Annotated in this window: 15 protein-coding genes; 12 read left to right on the top strand and 3 right to left on the bottom strand. The window is 43.4% G+C overall.

Features of this window, described 5'->3' with window-relative positions:
• The first annotated feature begins 29 nt into the window (after positions 1 to 29).
• The 5 genes from P1P86_09920 to uvrC all read left to right on the top strand — a co-directional run bounded on the left by P1P86_09920 (position 30) and on the right by uvrC (position 5,311).
• Complete coding sequence (locus P1P86_09920) at positions 30 to 425, top strand: ATP-binding protein (protein ID MDF1575491.1); 396 nt, start codon at positions 30 to 32, stop codon at positions 423 to 425.
• Positions 425 to 850 (top strand): rRNA maturation RNase YbeY, encoded by a 426-nt coding sequence (gene ybeY / locus P1P86_09915; GenBank protein MDF1575490.1) that lies wholly within the window; start codon positions 425 to 427, stop codon positions 848 to 850. The genes P1P86_09920 and ybeY overlap by 1 nt, the downstream gene beginning before the upstream one ends.
• Before the next feature lies 1 nt (position 851).
• Positions 852 to 2,726, top strand: coding sequence for a tRNA uridine-5-carboxymethylaminomethyl(34) synthesis enzyme MnmG (gene mnmG, locus P1P86_09910; protein ID MDF1575489.1), 1,875 nt, complete (start codon positions 852 to 854; stop codon positions 2,724 to 2,726).
• A gap of 35 nt (positions 2,727 to 2,761) precedes the next feature.
• Positions 2,762 to 3,319 (top strand): adenine phosphoribosyltransferase, encoded by a 558-nt coding sequence (locus P1P86_09905; protein MDF1575488.1) that lies wholly within the window; start codon positions 2,762 to 2,764, stop codon positions 3,317 to 3,319.
• 183 nt (positions 3,320 to 3,502) lie between these two features.
• Positions 3,503 to 5,311: an excinuclease ABC subunit UvrC gene (gene uvrC / locus P1P86_09900; protein MDF1575487.1), complete on the top strand. Its 1,809-nt coding sequence runs from the start codon at positions 3,503 to 3,505 to the stop codon at positions 5,309 to 5,311.
• Between the two features lies 1 nt (position 5,312).
• On the opposite strand, the gene P1P86_09895 is transcribed toward uvrC, so the two are convergent.
• A complete protein-coding gene (locus tag P1P86_09895; protein ID MDF1575486.1) occupies positions 5,313 to 6,287 on the bottom strand; it encodes a polyprenyl synthetase family protein in 975 nt (324 codons plus the stop codon).
• A 460-nt stretch (positions 6,288 to 6,747) separates the two neighbouring features.
• Between P1P86_09895 and P1P86_09890 the strand changes: the two genes are divergently transcribed.
• Positions 6,748 to 7,197, top strand: a complete 450-nt coding sequence (locus tag P1P86_09890) for a 6-carboxytetrahydropterin synthase (protein ID MDF1575485.1) — start codon at positions 6,748 to 6,750, stop codon at positions 7,195 to 7,197.
• A 15-nt stretch (positions 7,198 to 7,212) separates the two neighbouring features.
• On the top strand, positions 7,213 to 10,026 hold the full coding sequence (gene polA, locus P1P86_09885) for a DNA polymerase I (protein MDF1575484.1): 2,814 nt from the start codon (positions 7,213 to 7,215) through the stop codon (positions 10,024 to 10,026).
• Between the two features lie 8 nt (positions 10,027 to 10,034).
• Here polA and P1P86_09880 read toward each other — a convergent pair whose 3' ends face one another.
• Positions 10,035 to 11,720 carry a S41 family peptidase gene (locus tag P1P86_09880; GenBank protein ID MDF1575483.1) on the bottom strand — a complete coding sequence of 562 codons (1,686 nt, stop codon included), beginning with the start codon at positions 11,718 to 11,720 and terminating at the stop codon, positions 10,035 to 10,037.
• 140 nt (positions 11,721 to 11,860) lie between these two features.
• Here P1P86_09880 and P1P86_09875 point away from each other — a divergent pair, with 140 nt between their 5' ends.
• Genes P1P86_09875 through P1P86_09865 form a run of 3 tightly spaced genes read left to right on the top strand, consistent with a single transcriptional unit; the run spans position 11,861 to position 13,787 of the window.
• Complete coding sequence (locus P1P86_09875; GenBank protein ID MDF1575482.1) at positions 11,861 to 12,616, top strand: DUF4271 domain-containing protein; 756 nt, start codon at positions 11,861 to 11,863, stop codon at positions 12,614 to 12,616.
• Between the two features lie 23 nt (positions 12,617 to 12,639).
• A complete protein-coding gene (locus tag P1P86_09870) occupies positions 12,640 to 13,401 on the top strand; it encodes a uroporphyrinogen-III synthase (GenBank protein MDF1575481.1) in 762 nt (253 codons plus the stop codon).
• Positions 13,395 to 13,787: a ribonuclease P protein component gene (locus P1P86_09865; GenBank protein ID MDF1575480.1), complete on the top strand. Its 393-nt coding sequence runs from the start codon at positions 13,395 to 13,397 to the stop codon at positions 13,785 to 13,787. Before P1P86_09870 ends, P1P86_09865 begins: the two co-directional genes overlap by 7 nt.
• A gap of 20 nt (positions 13,788 to 13,807) precedes the next feature.
• Here P1P86_09865 and dnaG read toward each other — a convergent pair whose 3' ends face one another.
• The gene (gene dnaG / locus P1P86_09860; GenBank protein MDF1575479.1) at positions 13,808 to 15,763 is read right to left on the bottom strand and encodes a DNA primase; all 1,956 of its coding nucleotides are present in this window, start codon (positions 15,761 to 15,763) and stop codon (positions 13,808 to 13,810) included.
• Positions 15,764 to 15,988: 225 nt separating this feature from the next.
• On the opposite strand from dnaG, the gene P1P86_09855 reads away from it, so the two are divergent.
• Complete coding sequence (locus P1P86_09855; protein ID MDF1575478.1) at positions 15,989 to 16,675, top strand: NAD-dependent deacylase; 687 nt, start codon at positions 15,989 to 15,991, stop codon at positions 16,673 to 16,675.
• The gene (locus tag P1P86_09850) at positions 16,668 to 17,297 is read left to right on the top strand and encodes an outer membrane beta-barrel protein (GenBank protein MDF1575477.1); all 630 of its coding nucleotides are present in this window, start codon (positions 16,668 to 16,670) and stop codon (positions 17,295 to 17,297) included. Before P1P86_09855 ends, P1P86_09850 begins: the two co-directional genes overlap by 8 nt.
• Position 17,298: the final 1 nt, after the last annotated feature.

The raw sequence follows: 17,298 nt of genomic DNA, 5'->3' as shown, positions 1-17,298 counted from the left end.
CCGTATAAGAAACGTCCATTGGAATTGTTATGAGAAAAGATCTGAATATCCCTTCTGAAATTGGAAACTTGAGTCTGGTAGAGAAAGCCATAGATGAGTTGTCGCTTGAGCTTGATTTGAGCGATGAAGTTTATGGGAATGTTCTGGTTGCAACCATGGAGGCTACCAATAATGCCATTATTCATGGTAACAATTCCGATCCCCAAAAAACGGTCAAGATTGAAATCCTTTTTGAACAGAAGGAGTTAATGATTCATATTGAGGACCAGGGACAAGGATTCGATTATTCCACCGTACCCGATCCAACAGCACCAGAAAATCTGGAAAAAATTAATGGGCGGGGTATTTTTTTAATGGAACGGCTTTCGGATGAGATCCTGTATCTCGAAGATGGCAGGATAGTGGTGCTTAAGTTTAGGATCTAGTGTCCGTAACATTCCATACAAAAAATCTCGATTTTTCTTTAGGTCAAAAACGTCGGCATAAGCGCTGGGTTAAAGAGTGGATTGAATCGCATCAGGCTGTTTGCGGAGATATCGCCTATGTCTTTACTTCGAATAAACATATCAAACTCATAAACCAGGAGTATTTAAACCATAATTATTTCACAGATGTTATAAGTTTTGACTATACGGAAGGGAAAAAGATATCGGGAGATATCTTTATAAGTGTTGATCAGGTCAGGAAGAATGCAGTAAAATTCAACACGGAGGTGGAGGAAGAAATCCGTAGAGTAATGATTCATGGAGTTATTCATTTGATGGGTTATAAGGATGCGAACGAGCAAGAGCGCAAAACCATGCATCAATTGGAAAATGAAGCATTACATTTGTGGTTGAAAATGGTTTAAGATGAAAGCACAATACGATGTTATTGTTGTTGGGGCGGGGCATGCAGGATGTGAGGCTGCTGCTGCAGCTGCCAATATGGGAAGCAGGACCCTGTTAATCACCATGGATATGACAAAATATGCGCAAATGTCATGTAATCCAGCCATGGGTGGTGTAGCTAAAGGTCAAATAATCAGAGAGATAGACGCAATTGGAGGATATTCCGGCATTGTGACGGACCGGTCCATGATTCAATTTAGGATGCTGAACAGAAGCAAGGGTCCGGCCATGTGGAGCCCCAGGGCGCAATGCGACAGAACTCTCTTCACGCTGGAGTGGAGAAAAGTGCTCGAGAACCTTGGAAACCTGGAATTCTGGCAGGATACGGTAAGCGAATTAATTATAGAGGAGGATCGGGTTAAGGGGGTCAGGACCGTGATGGGCATTGAATTTTGTTCAAAGAAGGTGGTCTTGACAGCAGGCACTTTTATAAATGGGCTAATGCATGTGGGGAAAGTGCAGATGAAAGGGGGGCGAATGGGCGACTCTCCTTCTCATGGGTTAAGCGAACAACTTGCTAAAAATGGCTTTGAAATTGGTCGGATGAAAACAGGGACCCCAGCCAGGATTGATGGAAGGAGTATCGATTTTCGAAAACTGCAGGAGCAGCCCGGAGATACGGAAAACAGAAAGTTTAGTTATCTCGATTATGAAATTGATTATTCGGACCACCGAAGCTGTTATATTGCGCATACTAATCTGACGGTTCATTCGGAATTGGAAAAAGGTTTTTCAGACAGCCCCATGTTTGATGGAACCATTCAGAGTATTGGTCCGCGCTACTGTCCGAGTATTGAAGACAAGATAGTCACTTTTTCGGAGAAAGAGGAGCATCAGTTATTTTTGGAGCCCGAGGGACTAGATACTATTGAATACTATATCAATGGATTCTCTTCTTCCTTACCCTGGGAGGTACAATACAAGGCGATGTTGGAGATTAAAGGGCTGGAGAATGTGAAAGTATTCAGGCCTGGATACGCCATAGAATACGATTACTATCCCCCCACCCAACTTTATCATACGCTAGAAACAAAACGATTGAAGAACCTCTATTTTGCCGGGCAGGTCAATGGTACCACTGGATATGAAGAGGCAGGGGCACAGGGCCTGATGGCCGGAATAAATGCAAGCCTTAAAATACGAGGTTATGAGGAGTTTGTTTTAGGTAGGGACCAGGCTTATATTGGAGTATTGATAGATGACCTGGTTACAAAAGGAGTGGATGAACCTTACAGGATGTTTACTTCGAGAGCAGAATTTAGAATATTGTTAAGGCAGGACAATGCCGACGAAAGACTAACTGAGCTGAGTTCCAGGCTGGGTTTAGCTGGTCCTGAGCGGATGAAACTTTTGATGAGCAAAAGAGAGTTGGTGAATCGCCTGATAGAGTATTTGAAATCGTATAGTGTGGCTCCGGAAGAGATTAATGACTTCTTAAAGCGATATAAAACCACCCCCCTGAAACAAAAGGTGAAATTAATTGAACTGGCCAAAAGGCCTCAGGTTCGTTTGAATGAATTGATGGCGGAGTTTGAAGGTTTGAAGATTATTGAACATAGCTGTGGAAAAAGAGCCGGAGAGATTATTGAAGCAGCCGAAATTGCCATTAAGTATGAAGGGTATATTGCCAGGGAGAAACAAATGGCCGCTAAGATAAAGCGCCTGGAGAAGATTAAGCTTGATGAGAATTTTGACTATCAGCGTCTAAAAAGTATATCTACTGAGGCGAGGCAGAAGTTAAGCAAAATTAAGCCGGCTACCATTGGCCAGGCTTCGCGTATATCCGGAGTTTCACCCAGCGACATAAGTGTCCTGCTCATTTATATGGGGAGATAGTTCCACGTGGAACGTTTTTTGTAAATTTCGGCATTATGAATAAAAAGGAAGCTGTAACTAGACTGAAGGAAATCACCCGTTCCATTTCTGATTATCCAAAACCAGGGATCATCTTCCGGGACCTGACCACCGTTTTTCAAAATGGAGATGCTTTTTCATTGGCCCTGGAAATGCTGCAAAGTTGTCTGATCGACGAAAAAAAGCAGCCTGTCGCTTTCAACAAATTTGTTGGAATTGAGGCCAGGGGTTTTATTTTAGCCGGAGCACTGGCGGCAAAAATGGGAGGAGGAGTGGCTTTATTGAGAAAGCCGGGAAAGCTTCCTTACAAGAAAATGGGAATAAAATACAAGCTGGAGTACGGTGAAGATACACTGGAAATGCATGTGGATGCTGTTCAACCGGGAGAGTTGGTCGTGGTGGTAGATGATTTGCTGGCAACCGGAGGAACCGCGGAGGCGGGATGTAAGTTGGTGGAGGAGGCGGGGGGTCAGATTGTAAAAGTGCTGTTCCTGGTTGAGCTGCCTGAACTTGGCGGAAGAAAAAAGCTGGGCACTTACGATGTGGCTTCGGTTATTAGCTTCGAAGGGCATTAATTCAGCTCTATGTTATGGTATTCCTTTCGCTGATTAGGGATGGCTCGCTCTTGAAAATACAATAAGGATGAGACACTTAGATCTGGAAATTCTAATTTTTTAAGTGCTTGTAGTGCTCTTAGAAGAGCATATTTATTAGCTAACGGACCCTGCCCTTGAAATTTCATCATAATTTGGCTTAAAATGAGTCAAAAATTTGACGGTTCTTCGATCCTTCATTCACTTCCTGATCAACCGGGGGTGTATCAGTTTTATGATAAAAAGGGAACTATTATATATATCGGGAAAGCCAAGAATTTAAAAAAGCGGGTCTCGTCCTATTTCACCAAAAACAAATTTGATTCTTACAAGATAAAGGTTCTGGTTGACCGGATTACTGATATCAAAGTGATCGTCGTTGATAGTGAATCGGATGCCTTATTATTGGAAAACAATTTGATTAAAAAGCATCAACCGCGATACAATATCTTACTAAAAGACGATAAAACCTTCCCATGGATCTGCATTAAAAAGGAACCTTTTCCACGAGTCTTTTCCACGCGAACAGTTCTAAACGATGGATCAAAATACTATGGACCCTATACATCCGCTTATGCGGTAAAAATATTACTGAACCTGATTAGGCAACTTTATCAATTAAGAACCTGCAAATACGCATTAACGGAAAAGAACATTCAAGCAGGAAGGTTTAAAGTTTGCCTGGAATACCATATTGGGAATTGTAAAGGGCCTTGCGCCGGATTGCAGAATGAAGAGGACTATGAAAGGAGTATTGGCCAGATTCGGGACATTATAAAGGGGAACCTGAACGATGTGATCACTTATTTGGAGGGTGAAATGAAGCGTCATGCAACAGCTTTTCGCTTCGAGGAGGCAAATCAGATTAAAGAGAAAATTGAAATACTATCCAGGTATCAAAGTAAATCCACAATCGTAAATTCCTCCATTCATGATGTGGAGGTATACAGCATTATTAGCGATGAGAAAGAAGCCTTTGTAAATTTTCTCAAGCTTGTCAAAGGAGCCGTCATTCAGGCACACACCGTTGAAATAAGGAAAAAACTGGATGAAGAAGATGCTGAAATTCTGGCTTTTGCCATCACAGATATCAGAACCAGAATGGAGAGCAATTCCCGGGAAATCATTGTTCCCCTGGATATGAAGGAGTATTTTCCGCATTTGAAAATAGTCATTCCCCAGAGAGGCGATAAACTGAGATTACTAAGATTGTCTCTCAGGAATGCCAAAAGCTATAGGCTGGAAAAATTTAAAAGAAGCAGCTTAAAAAAACCACCGGGATCCGCAGAGAGAATTCTGAAAGCTGTTCAGGCAGATTTCAGGTTGAAGGACCTGCCCAGACATATTGAGTGTTTCGATAATAGCAATATGCAGGGAAGCAATCCTGTCGCGGCCTGTGTGGTCTTTAAGAATGGCAGAGCACTGAAGAAAGAGTACCGGCACTACAATATAAAAGAGGTAAAGGGAATCGATGATTTCGCGAGTATGAAAGAGGTTGTTTACAGACGTTATAAAGGCTTGTTGGAGGAGCAGAAACCCCTTCCTCAATTGATTGTCGTGGATGGGGGAAAGGGACAGTTAAGTTCGGCGCTAAGTAGTCTGGACAAACTCAATTTGCGGGATAAAATTGCCATTGTGGGAATTGCCAAGAAATTGGAAGAGATCTATTTTCCCGGCGATCAGATTCCGCTATATATAGATAAGAATTCAGAATCCTTAAAATTGATTCAAAACCTCAGAAATGAGGCACACAGATTTGGAATTAGCTTTCACAGGCTGAAGCGTTCAGGAGCCATGAGCCGTTCTAAGCTGGAGGAAATTCAAGGAATAGGAAGCCGCTCTATTGAAAAATTATACCGTCGCTTCAAATCCATAGATGGGATAAAACGTGCAAGCGCAAAGCAACTTTCAGAGGAAATAGGCTTAGCCCGGGCCAGGCTGGTACAGACACATTTTCAGAATCTTGAAAAATAATCTATTTTTTTCGGGAAACTGTAAACTCAACAAGATCTCGCAGAGAATTTCTCGACGGAGAATCAGGAAAAGTGTAAAGGATATCCATGGCGGCTGATTTATATTCCTGCATTTTAGAAACGGCAAAATCGATTCCCCCCATTTCATTCACAAACTGTATCACCTCGTTGACCACATGTTGACTGCGATTTCCGTTTTTTATTTTTCGAATAATTGCCTTTTTCCTGGAGGACTCTGCCTGATTCAGTGCGTAAATCAGGGGGAGCGTAAATTTCTTATCCTTTATATCGTTTCCGGTAGGCTTCCCGATTGTCCCATGTTGTTGATAATCAAATAAATCATCCTTAATTTGAAAGGCCATACCAATTTGAATACCCATTTCATATACGCGATCCACCATTTCCTGGGTGGCTCCGGCCGCTTTGGCACCACAAGCTGTACAGGAAGCGATCAGACTGGCAGTCTTTTTTCGGATCACTTCGAAATAGGTTTCCATATCGATATTCAGACTTCGGGATTTTTGAATCTGCAACAGTTCTCCTTCACTCATCTCTCTGGAGGCGCGAGATACGATTTCCAGCAAATCGTAGTTTTTTCTCTCAACAGCCAGCAATAAGCCCTGGGCAAGAAGGTAATCACCAAAAAGCACGGCAATTTTTGATTTCCATATAGCATTAACCGAAAAAATTCCCCGGCGTTCGTTGGATTCATCCACCACATCATCATGGACCAGGGTGGCTGTATGCATCAGTTCTATCAGGGAGGCTGCCGTATAGGTGGCCTCGGTTATCTCTCCTGTCAGCCTGGAAGAAAGGAACACAAACAGCGGGCGCATCTGTTTTCCTTTGCGGCGAAGAACAAAGCGGGTTACCATCGTCAATAGAGGAATATTGCTGGAAACTTCGGATTTGAAACGAGAATCAAATTCTTTCATTTCAAGGCTCACGGGTTTCTTGATATTCTCCAGATTGATCATTGGTAATTATTGAGAATTTTCAAAGGTAGAAAAAAGAATGCTGAATCGTGTTAATTTTTATATGGGGCAGAATAACATATTAAATACCTTAAATATTAATATATTTGTATTCGATCAATATGTATTCGCAAAACAATAGTACACACATGGAGTTTTCAGATCTTAAACCGGAGGAGATTGATCGGGCTGCTAACATGATCAAAGCAATTTCACATCCCATGCGTCTGGCCATTCTTGGTTATCTGGGGGAAGGAAACCGATTGAATGTAACCGAAATACACAATCTGCTGAAAATAGAACAATCGACAGCATCTCATCATCTCGGTATTTTAAAGGACAAAGGAATTCTGGCTTCAGTGAGGCAAGGTAAGAACACCCTTTATTACCTGAAACGAAAAAACCTTAGTACTCTGATAAGGTGTATCAGCGAATGTGCATGCGATTAATTTAGCCTTTAATGATGAACAAAGTCAGGCTTACCAAGGAGTTTCATTTCGAAATGGCGCATGCGCTGCAGAACTATGATGGTTTGTGCAGGCATATTCACGGACATTCCTACAGGCTTTTCATAACCGTTGCAGGAGCCCCCATAACAAATAAGGATAATCCCAAGTTGGGGATGGTCCTCGACTTTGCGGATCTGAAAGCAATGGTTAAAGGACCGGTGGTTGATTACTTCGATCATTCCCTGTGTATAAACAGAGATGCGCAGAGCTCTCTTCCAGAAAAGGCTAATGAGATGTATGAAAAGGTTCATCTCGTTGATTTTCAGCCTACTTGTGAAAACCTGGTCATACATATTGCAGAAAAATTAAGTCCCTCTCTTCCTGCCGGTGTAGAGTTGTATTCTATTAAACTCTATGAGACAGCGACTTCTTATGCGGAGTGGTATCTAACAGATAATCAGTAGTTAAATAGCTTAGTAGTGGAAAAAAAACTGTTCCTTCTGGATGCTTATGCCTTGATTTTCCGGGCTTATTATGCCTTTATTTCAAACCCCATGACCAATTCAAAGGGCTTGCCGACTTCAACCGTATTTGGTTTTACTCTGGTCCTTGAAGAGATTCTCAGAAAGGAAGATCCCACACACATTGCTGTGGTTTTTGATCCTCCTGGCCTCACCTTCAGGCATGGGATGTTCCCGGATTACAAAGCGAACAGGGATGTTACTCCCGAAGATATCAAAGCGGCCCTTCCATATATTAAGAAAATTGTGAAGGGATTCAATATTCCTGTTATTGAAGAGCTTGGTTATGAGGCGGATGATGTAATCGGAACCATGGCAAAGCATGCAGAGAAAGAGGGTTTTGTTGTCTATATGATGACTCCTGATAAAGATTTTGCCCAGCTGGTTTCGGATCGGATATTTATGTATAAGCCAGGGCGAGGAGGAGGAGCAGCTGAAGTGATAGGAGTAAATGAAGTGAGGGAGAAGTTCCTCGTGGAACAACCCGAACAGGTAATTGATTATCTGGCATTAATGGGAGATTCAGCCGACAATATTCCCGGAGCGAAAGGAGTAGGTGAAAAAACAGCCAAGAAGCTGATCGGGCAATTCGGATCCGTGGAAGGAGTTTACGAACATATTGATCAGTTAAAGGGTAAACAGAGGGAGAACCTGGAATCTTCCCGGGAGCAGGTTTTGCTTTCAAAAGAACTTGCTACCATTTATTTAGAGGTACCCGTACAAATTTCCCTGGATGATCTTATAAGAAAAGAGCTTAACAAAGAGGAGCTTATTCATTTATTTGATGAACTGGAGTTTAAAAATCTAGCCGGAAGGGTGTTGGGTTCTACACGGACCGAAGCCCCCGGAACGACGAATGAAGCAGTACCTGAGCCTGCTTATTCTGCCTCGATGAACGGACAGGGAAATCTATTTGGGGATTCTGCTGAACATAGGGAAGCCAGTCGGGTAAATTTGTTTGCTTCTATTGAAACGGTCGATCACCATTACAGGCTGATCAATACCAAAGAAGAGGTTGCTTCGCTGGCTGAGGAGTTATCCGGTCAAAAATCATTTTGCTTTGATGCCGAGACAACCGGTCTGGATGTGATAGAAGCAGAACTGGTTGGTCTTGCATTTAGCTGGGAGGCAAACAGAGCGGCCTATATTGCATTTGGGGAGGACCGGGAAGAAATATTGGAATGGTTGGAGTTATTAAAGGCCCCGTTCGCGGATAAAACGATAGAAAAAATCGGGCAAAATTTAAAGTATGATTTTCACATCTTAAAGAATTATGATATAGATGTAAAGGGATTCTTATTTGATACAATGATTGCACATTTCATCTTAAAACCCGAACAGAAGCATGGTTTAAATGTGCTGGCAGAGCAATACCTGAATTATTCCATGATCAGCATAGAAACTCTGATAGGTAAAAAGGGAAACAGACAATTATCATTCCGGTCCATTGATCCGGAGAAAGCTTGTGAATATGCAGGAGAGGACGCAGACATTACCTGGCAGCTGGCTCAGATTCTGAGAAAAGAACTGCATGATAATGGATTCAATGAGCTTTCCGAGAATATTGAAATGCCCCTCATTCCGGTTTTGATGAAGATGGAGCATCATGGAGTGAAACTGGATGTAGAGGCTCTGAATCTTTTTGCAAGGAAGTTAAGAGAAGATATCCTGGAAACAGAACAACAGATATTTTCACTGGCGGGCATGGAGTTTAACATCAATTCGCCCAGGCAATTTGGAGAGGTACTCTTCGAGAGACTGAAAATTGTTGAGAATCCCAAGAAAACGAAAACCAAGCAGTATGCAACCGGCGAAGAGGTTCTGATACAATTGAAAGACAAACACCCTGTGGTGGGTAAGGTGTTGGAATATAGATCGTTAAAGAAATTACTAAACACTTATGTTAGTGCACTTCCCCTGCTTGTGAAGCCTTCTACAGGTAAAATACACACTTCTTTTAATCAGGCCCTGGTTACTACGGGGAGGCTTTCCTCTGTAAATCCGAATTTACAGAACATACCAATCAGAGAGGAGCGCGGCAGGGAGATCCGGCGGGCTTTTATACCGGAAAAAAAGGAAAATGTTTTCTTTTCAGCCGACTATTCTCAGATTGAATTAAGAGTGATGGCGCATTTAAGCGGAGACGAGCAGATGATTCAGGCTTTTGTAAGTCATGAAGACATCCATACAGCGACGGCCTCTAAAGTATATAAGATTGATCCTGAGGAAGTTAACAGGGAGATGCGAAGCCGGGCCAAAACAGCAAATTTTGGCATCATATACGGGATATCGGCCTTTGGTTTGTCGCAGAGAATGCTTATATCCAGGGCGGAAGCAAAAAGTCTCATAGATGGATATTTTGAAAGTTATCCCAAAGTAAAAGAATTCATGGATACCTCGATCCGGATGGCTCGTGAGAAGGGTTATGTGGAAACTATGTTCGGAAGAAGACGCTATCTTCCGGATATTCTTTCGAGGAATTCGGTGGTGCGGGGTAATGCCGAACGTAATGCCATTAATTCGCCCATACAGGGTTCTGCTGCGGATATTATTAAGATAGCGATGATCCGGATTCAGGAGGTATTCGAAGAAGAGAAGCTAAAGTCGGCCCTGATTCTTCAGGTTCATGATGAATTGAATTTCGATGTATTACCCCGGGAGCTGGAGAGGGTAAAAGAAATTACAAAAACGGAGATGGAGAATGCAGCCATACTATCCGTTCCTCTTATCGTAGATATGGGCCAGGGAGCCAATTGGCTTGAGGCACATTAATATCTTTCTCAGCCGGTGCCGGCTTTAGCCAGGGCCCCCTGGTTTCCGCTCAGTACCTCTTTTAGCAGACCGGGTTCATTTAGAATTTCACGAGCCTTGTCCAGCTGGTTATCATCCTGTATCTGTTTTAAGATTCTGCCCCTCATATAATAATAACGGTTCACAATCTCTTCGGAGAGAATCTGCCGGATCTCGGAATCGAATGTTTCCAGATCTTTTAGATTATTGTGGACAAGCTTACTTTCCAGGGAAGAAAATTCCTCCTGTGCCAGAGCATAATATTTTTCCCTTTTGGCACTTTCCCTGAGGGACTCAAAGGCTTTTTCGCTTGCGGTTTGAAATTCAAATTCCCTATCTTCAATGAAAGATTTAAATAGCGCATATTCTTCATCTGATAATGAGAATGATTCTGGAGAATCTATATCTTCATGTGTGTTTCGGAAACGTGTTGCATAATCGAAAAATACCCCCTGAGTATAAAGCTGTATGGCCATCTCAGAGAGTTTTTCCGGGATGACTTCAAAATCTGGCTGGATGCCTCCACCATCGTAAACCAGACGCCCGTTTTGGGTTTGATACTCAGAAATAAGGGAATCGGGAATCATTCCCACACTGCCATCTTCATTGCGATGAGTATAGTCCAGAGCCTGGATACAACGCCCGCTGGGAATATAATATTTAGCGGTGGTAACTTTTAATTGTGCATTATACTTCAGGGGCCTTGAGGTCTGGACCAAACCTTTACCAAAAGTCCGCTGGCCCACGACTACGGCACGGTCCAGGTCCTGCAGGGCACCCGCCACAATTTCAGAGGCGGAGGCCGATCCACGGTTAATCAATACCACCAGGGGGATCTCCCGGTCCATGGGCTCCCTGGTGGTGGAATAATCAGAATCCCACTGTTTCATCTTGCCCCTTGTGCTTACGATCAACTCTCCTTTATCGACAAAAAGATTACAAATTCTGACAGCCTCAATCAGTAAACCTCCCGGATTGGAACGTAAATCCAGCACCAGAGAGTGCAGCTGAGGTTCTTTTTTTAACTCCTTAATTGCATTTTCAACTTCCTGGCTTGCTCCGGTCGTAAAGTTAGAGATGCGGATATATCCCGTTCCCTGGTCAATCATCCCGTAATAAGGAACATTTAGAATCGAAATTTTCTCCCTGGTCAGTTTAAATTGCAGGGGCTTTTCTTCTCCAAATCGTTCAATGGTCAGAGAGAACTCTGTCCCGGGTTTTCCCTTAAGTCTGTCACTGACCGATTCTATCTCCATATTTTCAGTAGAGACCCCATCTACCTTCAGAATTAGATCGCCAGCTCTGATTCCGGCTTTTGCTGCCGGAAATCCTTCATAAGGCTCTGCAATCATCACCTGTTCATCGGACCTGCGGATTAAAGAACCGATGCCTCCATATTCCCCGGTTGTCTGAAATTGAAAATCATCCATGTCGGATTCCGGAATATAGGTTGTATAGGGGTCCAGGGAAGAGAGCATGGCCTCAATACTGGTGGTAACAAGTTTCTCAGGATCCGTTTCATCTACATAAAACATGTTCAGCTCCCGGAATAGTGTGTAGTAGATATCCAGGTTCTTAACCAGTTCAAGATCCTTGTTTTTTAAAGTGGAAAAGCCAACGCTCAGGAAGAAAACGAGAAATCCGGCGATGTATATGATATGTTTCTTCTTTTTCATCCGTTCCATATTTTATTACAAGTCATGTTATCACTTGGTTCAAGAGGGTATAAAGGAACCATAAAGAATTTAATTCTTCCGCACATATTAACTTTTTTTAATAATTGTGATATGTATCTTTGTGATCAAATTTTATACAAATGCCGGGCCAGGATACCATCGTACAAGCCATTTTTACGGGCTCTGCTGTTGAAATTTCATCTGTTGTTCCCCCTGGAGGGGGGATAGAGATCATGGCTAGAATACCGTTTCACCAACCCACCTGGTTCTTTATCTATCTGTTTTTAATGATCGGCTTTTTTGCATGGATCAGACTCTATTATGGCAACATGCTGATACAAACGCTCCAGGCTTCTACAAATTTTCAGGTTGCCAACAGAATATATCATGACAATAGCCAGTTGCAGAGGCAGTTAGACATAATCTTATACATTTATTATTTTCTTAGCCTGGCTTTTCTGCTCTTCCTTATCGAGAACAGGGTGGGTCGTCATCCCTATGAATTGCAGGGAGCTTTACTGTACCTGTTTAATCTGGCTTTGCTGGCGAGCCTGTTTTTAGGCAAGCTGGTGTTGTTTAATACGGCCGCTTTCCTGTTTAATAAACCAGGGATTGTCCGGGAATATCTGTATAACATTTTCATTTTTAACAAACTCCTGGGAATCGTAATTTTGCCCCTTATGTTCCTGCTGGTTTACACCCAGGGCGCTGTGAAGGAGGTGTTTTTTTGGTCAAGTATCTTAGTCCTCTCCGGGGTCGTGGTCATGAGAATCATAAGGGGGATCGTATTTTCTTATCGAAAAGAAGTTTTGGTTTTCTATATGTTTTTGTACCTTTGTGCCCTTGAAATAGTGCCTCTTGTATTATTATACAGGTGGTTAGAAGGTGTCCTTTAAGAGAGAAATTTAAACGGAATACTATGGGAAGAATAAGGAAAATCCTTGTTTCTCAGCCAGAGCCTGAGAATAACAAATCCCCCTACTTTGATTTAGCAAGTAAGCATAACCTGAAAATTGACTTCAGGCCCTTCATTCATGTTGAAGGGGTTACAGCCAGAGATTTTCGTCAGGAAAAAGTGGACCTTGGTTCTCACACAGCCGTTATTTTTACAAGTAAAACATCCATTGACCATTATTTCAGGATGGCTGAGGAGACCCGGACCAGCATTCCGGATACGATGAAATATTTCTGCGTTTCTGAAGCTACGGCTTACTATCTTCAAAAGTATATCGTATACCGGAAAAGGAAGATTTTTTACGGGAATGGTAAAATTCCCCATCTGGTGGAGATCATGAATAAGCATAAGGAAGAAAAATTCTTACTGCCTCTGTCTGCGGCACATAAGGAGGAAATTCCAGAGTTGCTGAAAAAAGGCAATTTCAATTTTTCCAAAGCGATACTCTACAGGACTGAATGTAGCGATCTTTCTGACCTGGCTGATGTGAATTATGATATCCTGGTATTTTACAGTCCATCGGGGATTAAATCATTGTTCCAGAATTTTCCTGATTTTAAACAGAACAATACAAAAATCGCTTCCTTTGGCGCCAAGACGGCAGCAGCTGCTCAAGAGGCCGGTTTACGCCTGGACATTACGGCTCCTCAGCCTCAGGCCCCTTCTATGACCATGGCGCTGGAAAAATTTATAAAAGATTACAATAAGAGTAACGGGAAATCGTAAAAGAGTTTTCACTTTCTAAAAGCGAAAGGCTTTCCGGCCGGAAAGCCATCTCCTCCCTGTTTGAGACGGGCCGTGCGGTCTATGCTCCTCCCTTGAAGATCATCTTCAGATTGGAGGAGTTGGGCACCAATCCTGTTGCTATGGCGGTTTCGGTGCCCAAGAGGCTTTTTAAACGGGCCGTGGACCGGAATCTCCTGAAGAGAAGGATCAGAGAGGCTTACCGCTTAAATAAAAAAGACTTATATGATTTGTTAAGGCAGAAGAGCAGAACTCTTCATATGGTCATACAATACCAGCATAGAGAAATATCGGATTTCAGGAGTATTGAGAAGGGGGTGCTGCGCGGGATGAACAGCCTGGCGGAAAAACTGAAGGAGGAGGATTAAACCCCGGGAGGAAAATCAGTTCAGCGGATTATCGTTCGTCCCCCCAAGCCAATGGAAAGCTCCCGTTTTACCTTTTCAAGGCTTTGAATCCTAACGATGATTTCGTTCAGGGTTTGCAGATCCTGTTTTTTTTCACTTTCCTCCAGTTCCTTTCGCAATTGGGAGAGTGCTTTCTCAATGACCATCATTTTATAAGATAGCATCGTCTTCGGAACTTCGAAACCCAGGTTTTCCCCGGGCAATTCAACATAGGCCTCCTTGCGTTTCCACACCTTGCTTAATTCATAGCGCGAAGTAAAAATATCCACTGCCAGTTTCCGTACTTCGGGGTGATCATGGTATACAAAATAGCGCTCTGCCACTTCATCTCCGTGTTCAATCAAATCTTTTACATCTTCAAAGATCTGTTTGTATACCAGGTTGGTAAACTCAAGTTCATCATTCTGGATCTCACGGATAATGTAGAGAGCCACACTAATCTCGGCATTTTCCTCTCCACTTATATGAAGTTTATGATTCCCAAATTTCAGTAAAAAGTAGATGATCTCTCTCTCTTCTACTTCGGAATAGACGTTCTCTACAAAGCCCGGAACCACGGGCTGTCTGGGCAGGGTGGTGACGGAAGGATCCCCGTACTGGCGGAGACCTGCTTGTTCCCTGCGCCATTGTTCTTCCTGTTTTCGGCGCCTGATCTTATTGACTTCATTGTAGAGGACCTGCTCTTCCAGACCTAGCAACAGGCTGCTTTCCTTCAGAAATACACTTCGCATGATACCATCGGGAATCACCGAGACGGATCGGACGATATCGGTGATCAACTGTGCCCGTTTGATCGGATCATGCTGAGCGTCGGCCAGCAGGATTTCGGCTTTGAAGGAGATAAAATCCTTTTCATGAGACCGGATATACTCAAGGAATTCGGAAGAGCTGTGCGATTGTGCAAAAGAGTCGGGATCCTCCCCGTGGGGCAGCAGCACCACCTTCACATTCATTCCCTCTTCCAGAATCATGTCAATACCCCGGAAAGAGGCCTTGATACCCGCTTCGTCCCCATCGTAGAGAATGGTTATATTCTGGGTAAAACGCTTTATAAGGCGGATCTGATCCACGGTTAATGCGGTTCCGGAGGAAGCTACTGCGTTTTCTATTCCGGCCTGATGCAGGGAGATCACATCGGTATAGCCTTCTACCAGAAAACATTTTTCACCTGAAACAATTGTTTTTTTTGCTTGAAACAGCCCGTACAGAACCCTGCTTTTATGATAAATATCAGACTCGGGCGAGTTCAGGTATTTGGCAATACTTTTATCTGATTTCAGTGTCCTGCCCCCAAAACCTATGACATTTCCGGAAAGAGAATGGATGGGAAAAAGAACCCTTCCGGCAAAACGGTCAAACAGATAGTCCTCTCTTTCGATGGAGAGTCCGGTTTTCACCAGGTAGCTTTTCTTGTAACCCTTTTTACTGGCTTCATCACTGAAAGCAGTACGTTTTTCGGGACTGTAACCAAGCTCAAATTTCTTCAAAACATCATCACGAAAACCCCGTTTCCTGAAATAAGCCAGACCGACCGCTCTCCCTTCTTCGCTATCCAGTTGAGAAGAAAAGTAAGAAGTGGCAAAGGCGGTGACCGTCATCAGACTCTCTCTCTCATTTTTTTGCTGGATCTCCTCGGCGCTAAGCTCCTTCTCCTCAATGGTAATGTTGTATCTTTTGGCCAGGTACCTGAGTGCTTCCGGATAGGTGAGTTTCTCATGTTCCATCAGAAAACCAACCACATTGCCTCCTTTTCCCGAACTGAAATCTTTAAAGATCCCTTTGGCCGGTGAAACCATAAATGAGGGGGTTTTTTCATTGGAAAAGGGGCTGAGTCCCTTGTAGTTGGCTCCGCTTTTCTTAAGAGTCACGAAATCGGAGATAACCTCAACAATATCGGCAATATCGAAAATTTGATTTATGGTTTGCTGGTCGATCATGCTGCTTAAAAGTAAGGAAACTAATTGTTCAGCCAAAATCTTATATTTACGTAAAAGACGTCATTTTTTTGCCGGAACATGAAATTTGGAACAACGATGAATTGCACGCAGGGACGGGTTCAATATCTGGTTTTCTGCAAATGAAGCAGGTCCGTTAAAAACCCTGGCCAGGAAGAGTGATAAATGCCGGCTGGAAGCCGAAGAGCAGACTTAATTGGCATATTTATGAAGAAACTGGTGGTACTGAGCGGTGCCGGTATAAGCGCAGAGAGCGGACTGAGAACCTTTCGGGAAATGGGGGGCTTGTGGGAGGAACACAATGTATACGATGTGGCCAGTCCGGGTGGATGGCAACGTGACCGATCGATGGTTTTACGATTCTATAACGAGCGGAGAAAACAGCTGCTTGAAACACTACCTAACCGGGGACACTTCGGCCTGGTGGAGCTGGAACAGCATTATGAGGTTTCCATTATAACACAAAATGTAGATGACCTGCATGAAAGAGCCGGATCCAGATCCATCCTGCATCTTCACGGAGAACTGCGTAAGTCTCGCAGCACGGTGGACCCAACACTGATTTATGATATTGAGGGCTGGAAACTGGAAGAGGGAGATCTGTGTGAAAAGGGATCACAATTGCGCCCTCATGTAGTGTGGTTCGGAGAGGCGGTACCTGCTTTTGAAGAGGCGGTGAAAATCGTTTCGTCGGCAGATATTTTTGTGATTGTTGGGACTTCCATGAATGTTTACCCGGCAGCGGGATTGATCCACTATATTCGAGGGGAGGTCCCGGTATATGTAATTGATCCCAATGAAGTTGACATTTTGAGTCATCCCAGAATCAGGGTTATCCCCAAGGGCGCTGGAGAAGGAGTGCAGTTGCTGATAAAAGAGCTTAAGAATGGCTAGAACCGGCAGCCGGCATATGGGAAAGATCCTGTTGTTCTGTGTCATTTTTCTCCTTCCTGATTCAGCAAGGGCTCAGAAGTTGAATTTGGGTGTTTTTGGAGGTCTGACCGCTTCCCAGGTGCATGGAGACTTTTATAAGGGATTCAATAAACTGGGAATATGTGCCGGATTGTTTATGAATCGCCTTATTGAATATGAAATTTACTGGCAGGCCGAAATCAAGTATGGTACCCGGGGTGTTTATAAGGGTCCGTCCGATAACGATCTGACTCTTATCCGGAGCACTTATCATTTGGTGGAACTGCCGCTATCGGTTCACTATTTCTATGATGAAAAGATCAAGGTGGAGACAGGATTTGCGCCTGAGATCCTGGCAGGCGCGAGGTTTTGGGATGAGAATGGAATCATAGATCCCTCCATATATCCCGAAAACCGAAGATTTGGTTTGAGTGTTTTTGCGGGCATTGGATACCGGCTCCATGACAGGATCATGACCGGTCTCCGATACACGAATTCTGCTATTCCGTTTCGCGATCCCGAAGAATGGAACCATCCGCAATACAGGGGGTATTATCATAATTCCATATCCCTCTCCCTGGCTTATAGCTTTGCTCCACAGTAAG

The organism is Bacteroidales bacterium (assembly GCA_029210725.1).
GTDB lineage: Bacteria > Bacteroidota > Bacteroidia > Bacteroidales.
This window is presented reverse-complemented; position numbering and strand designations above follow the sequence as displayed.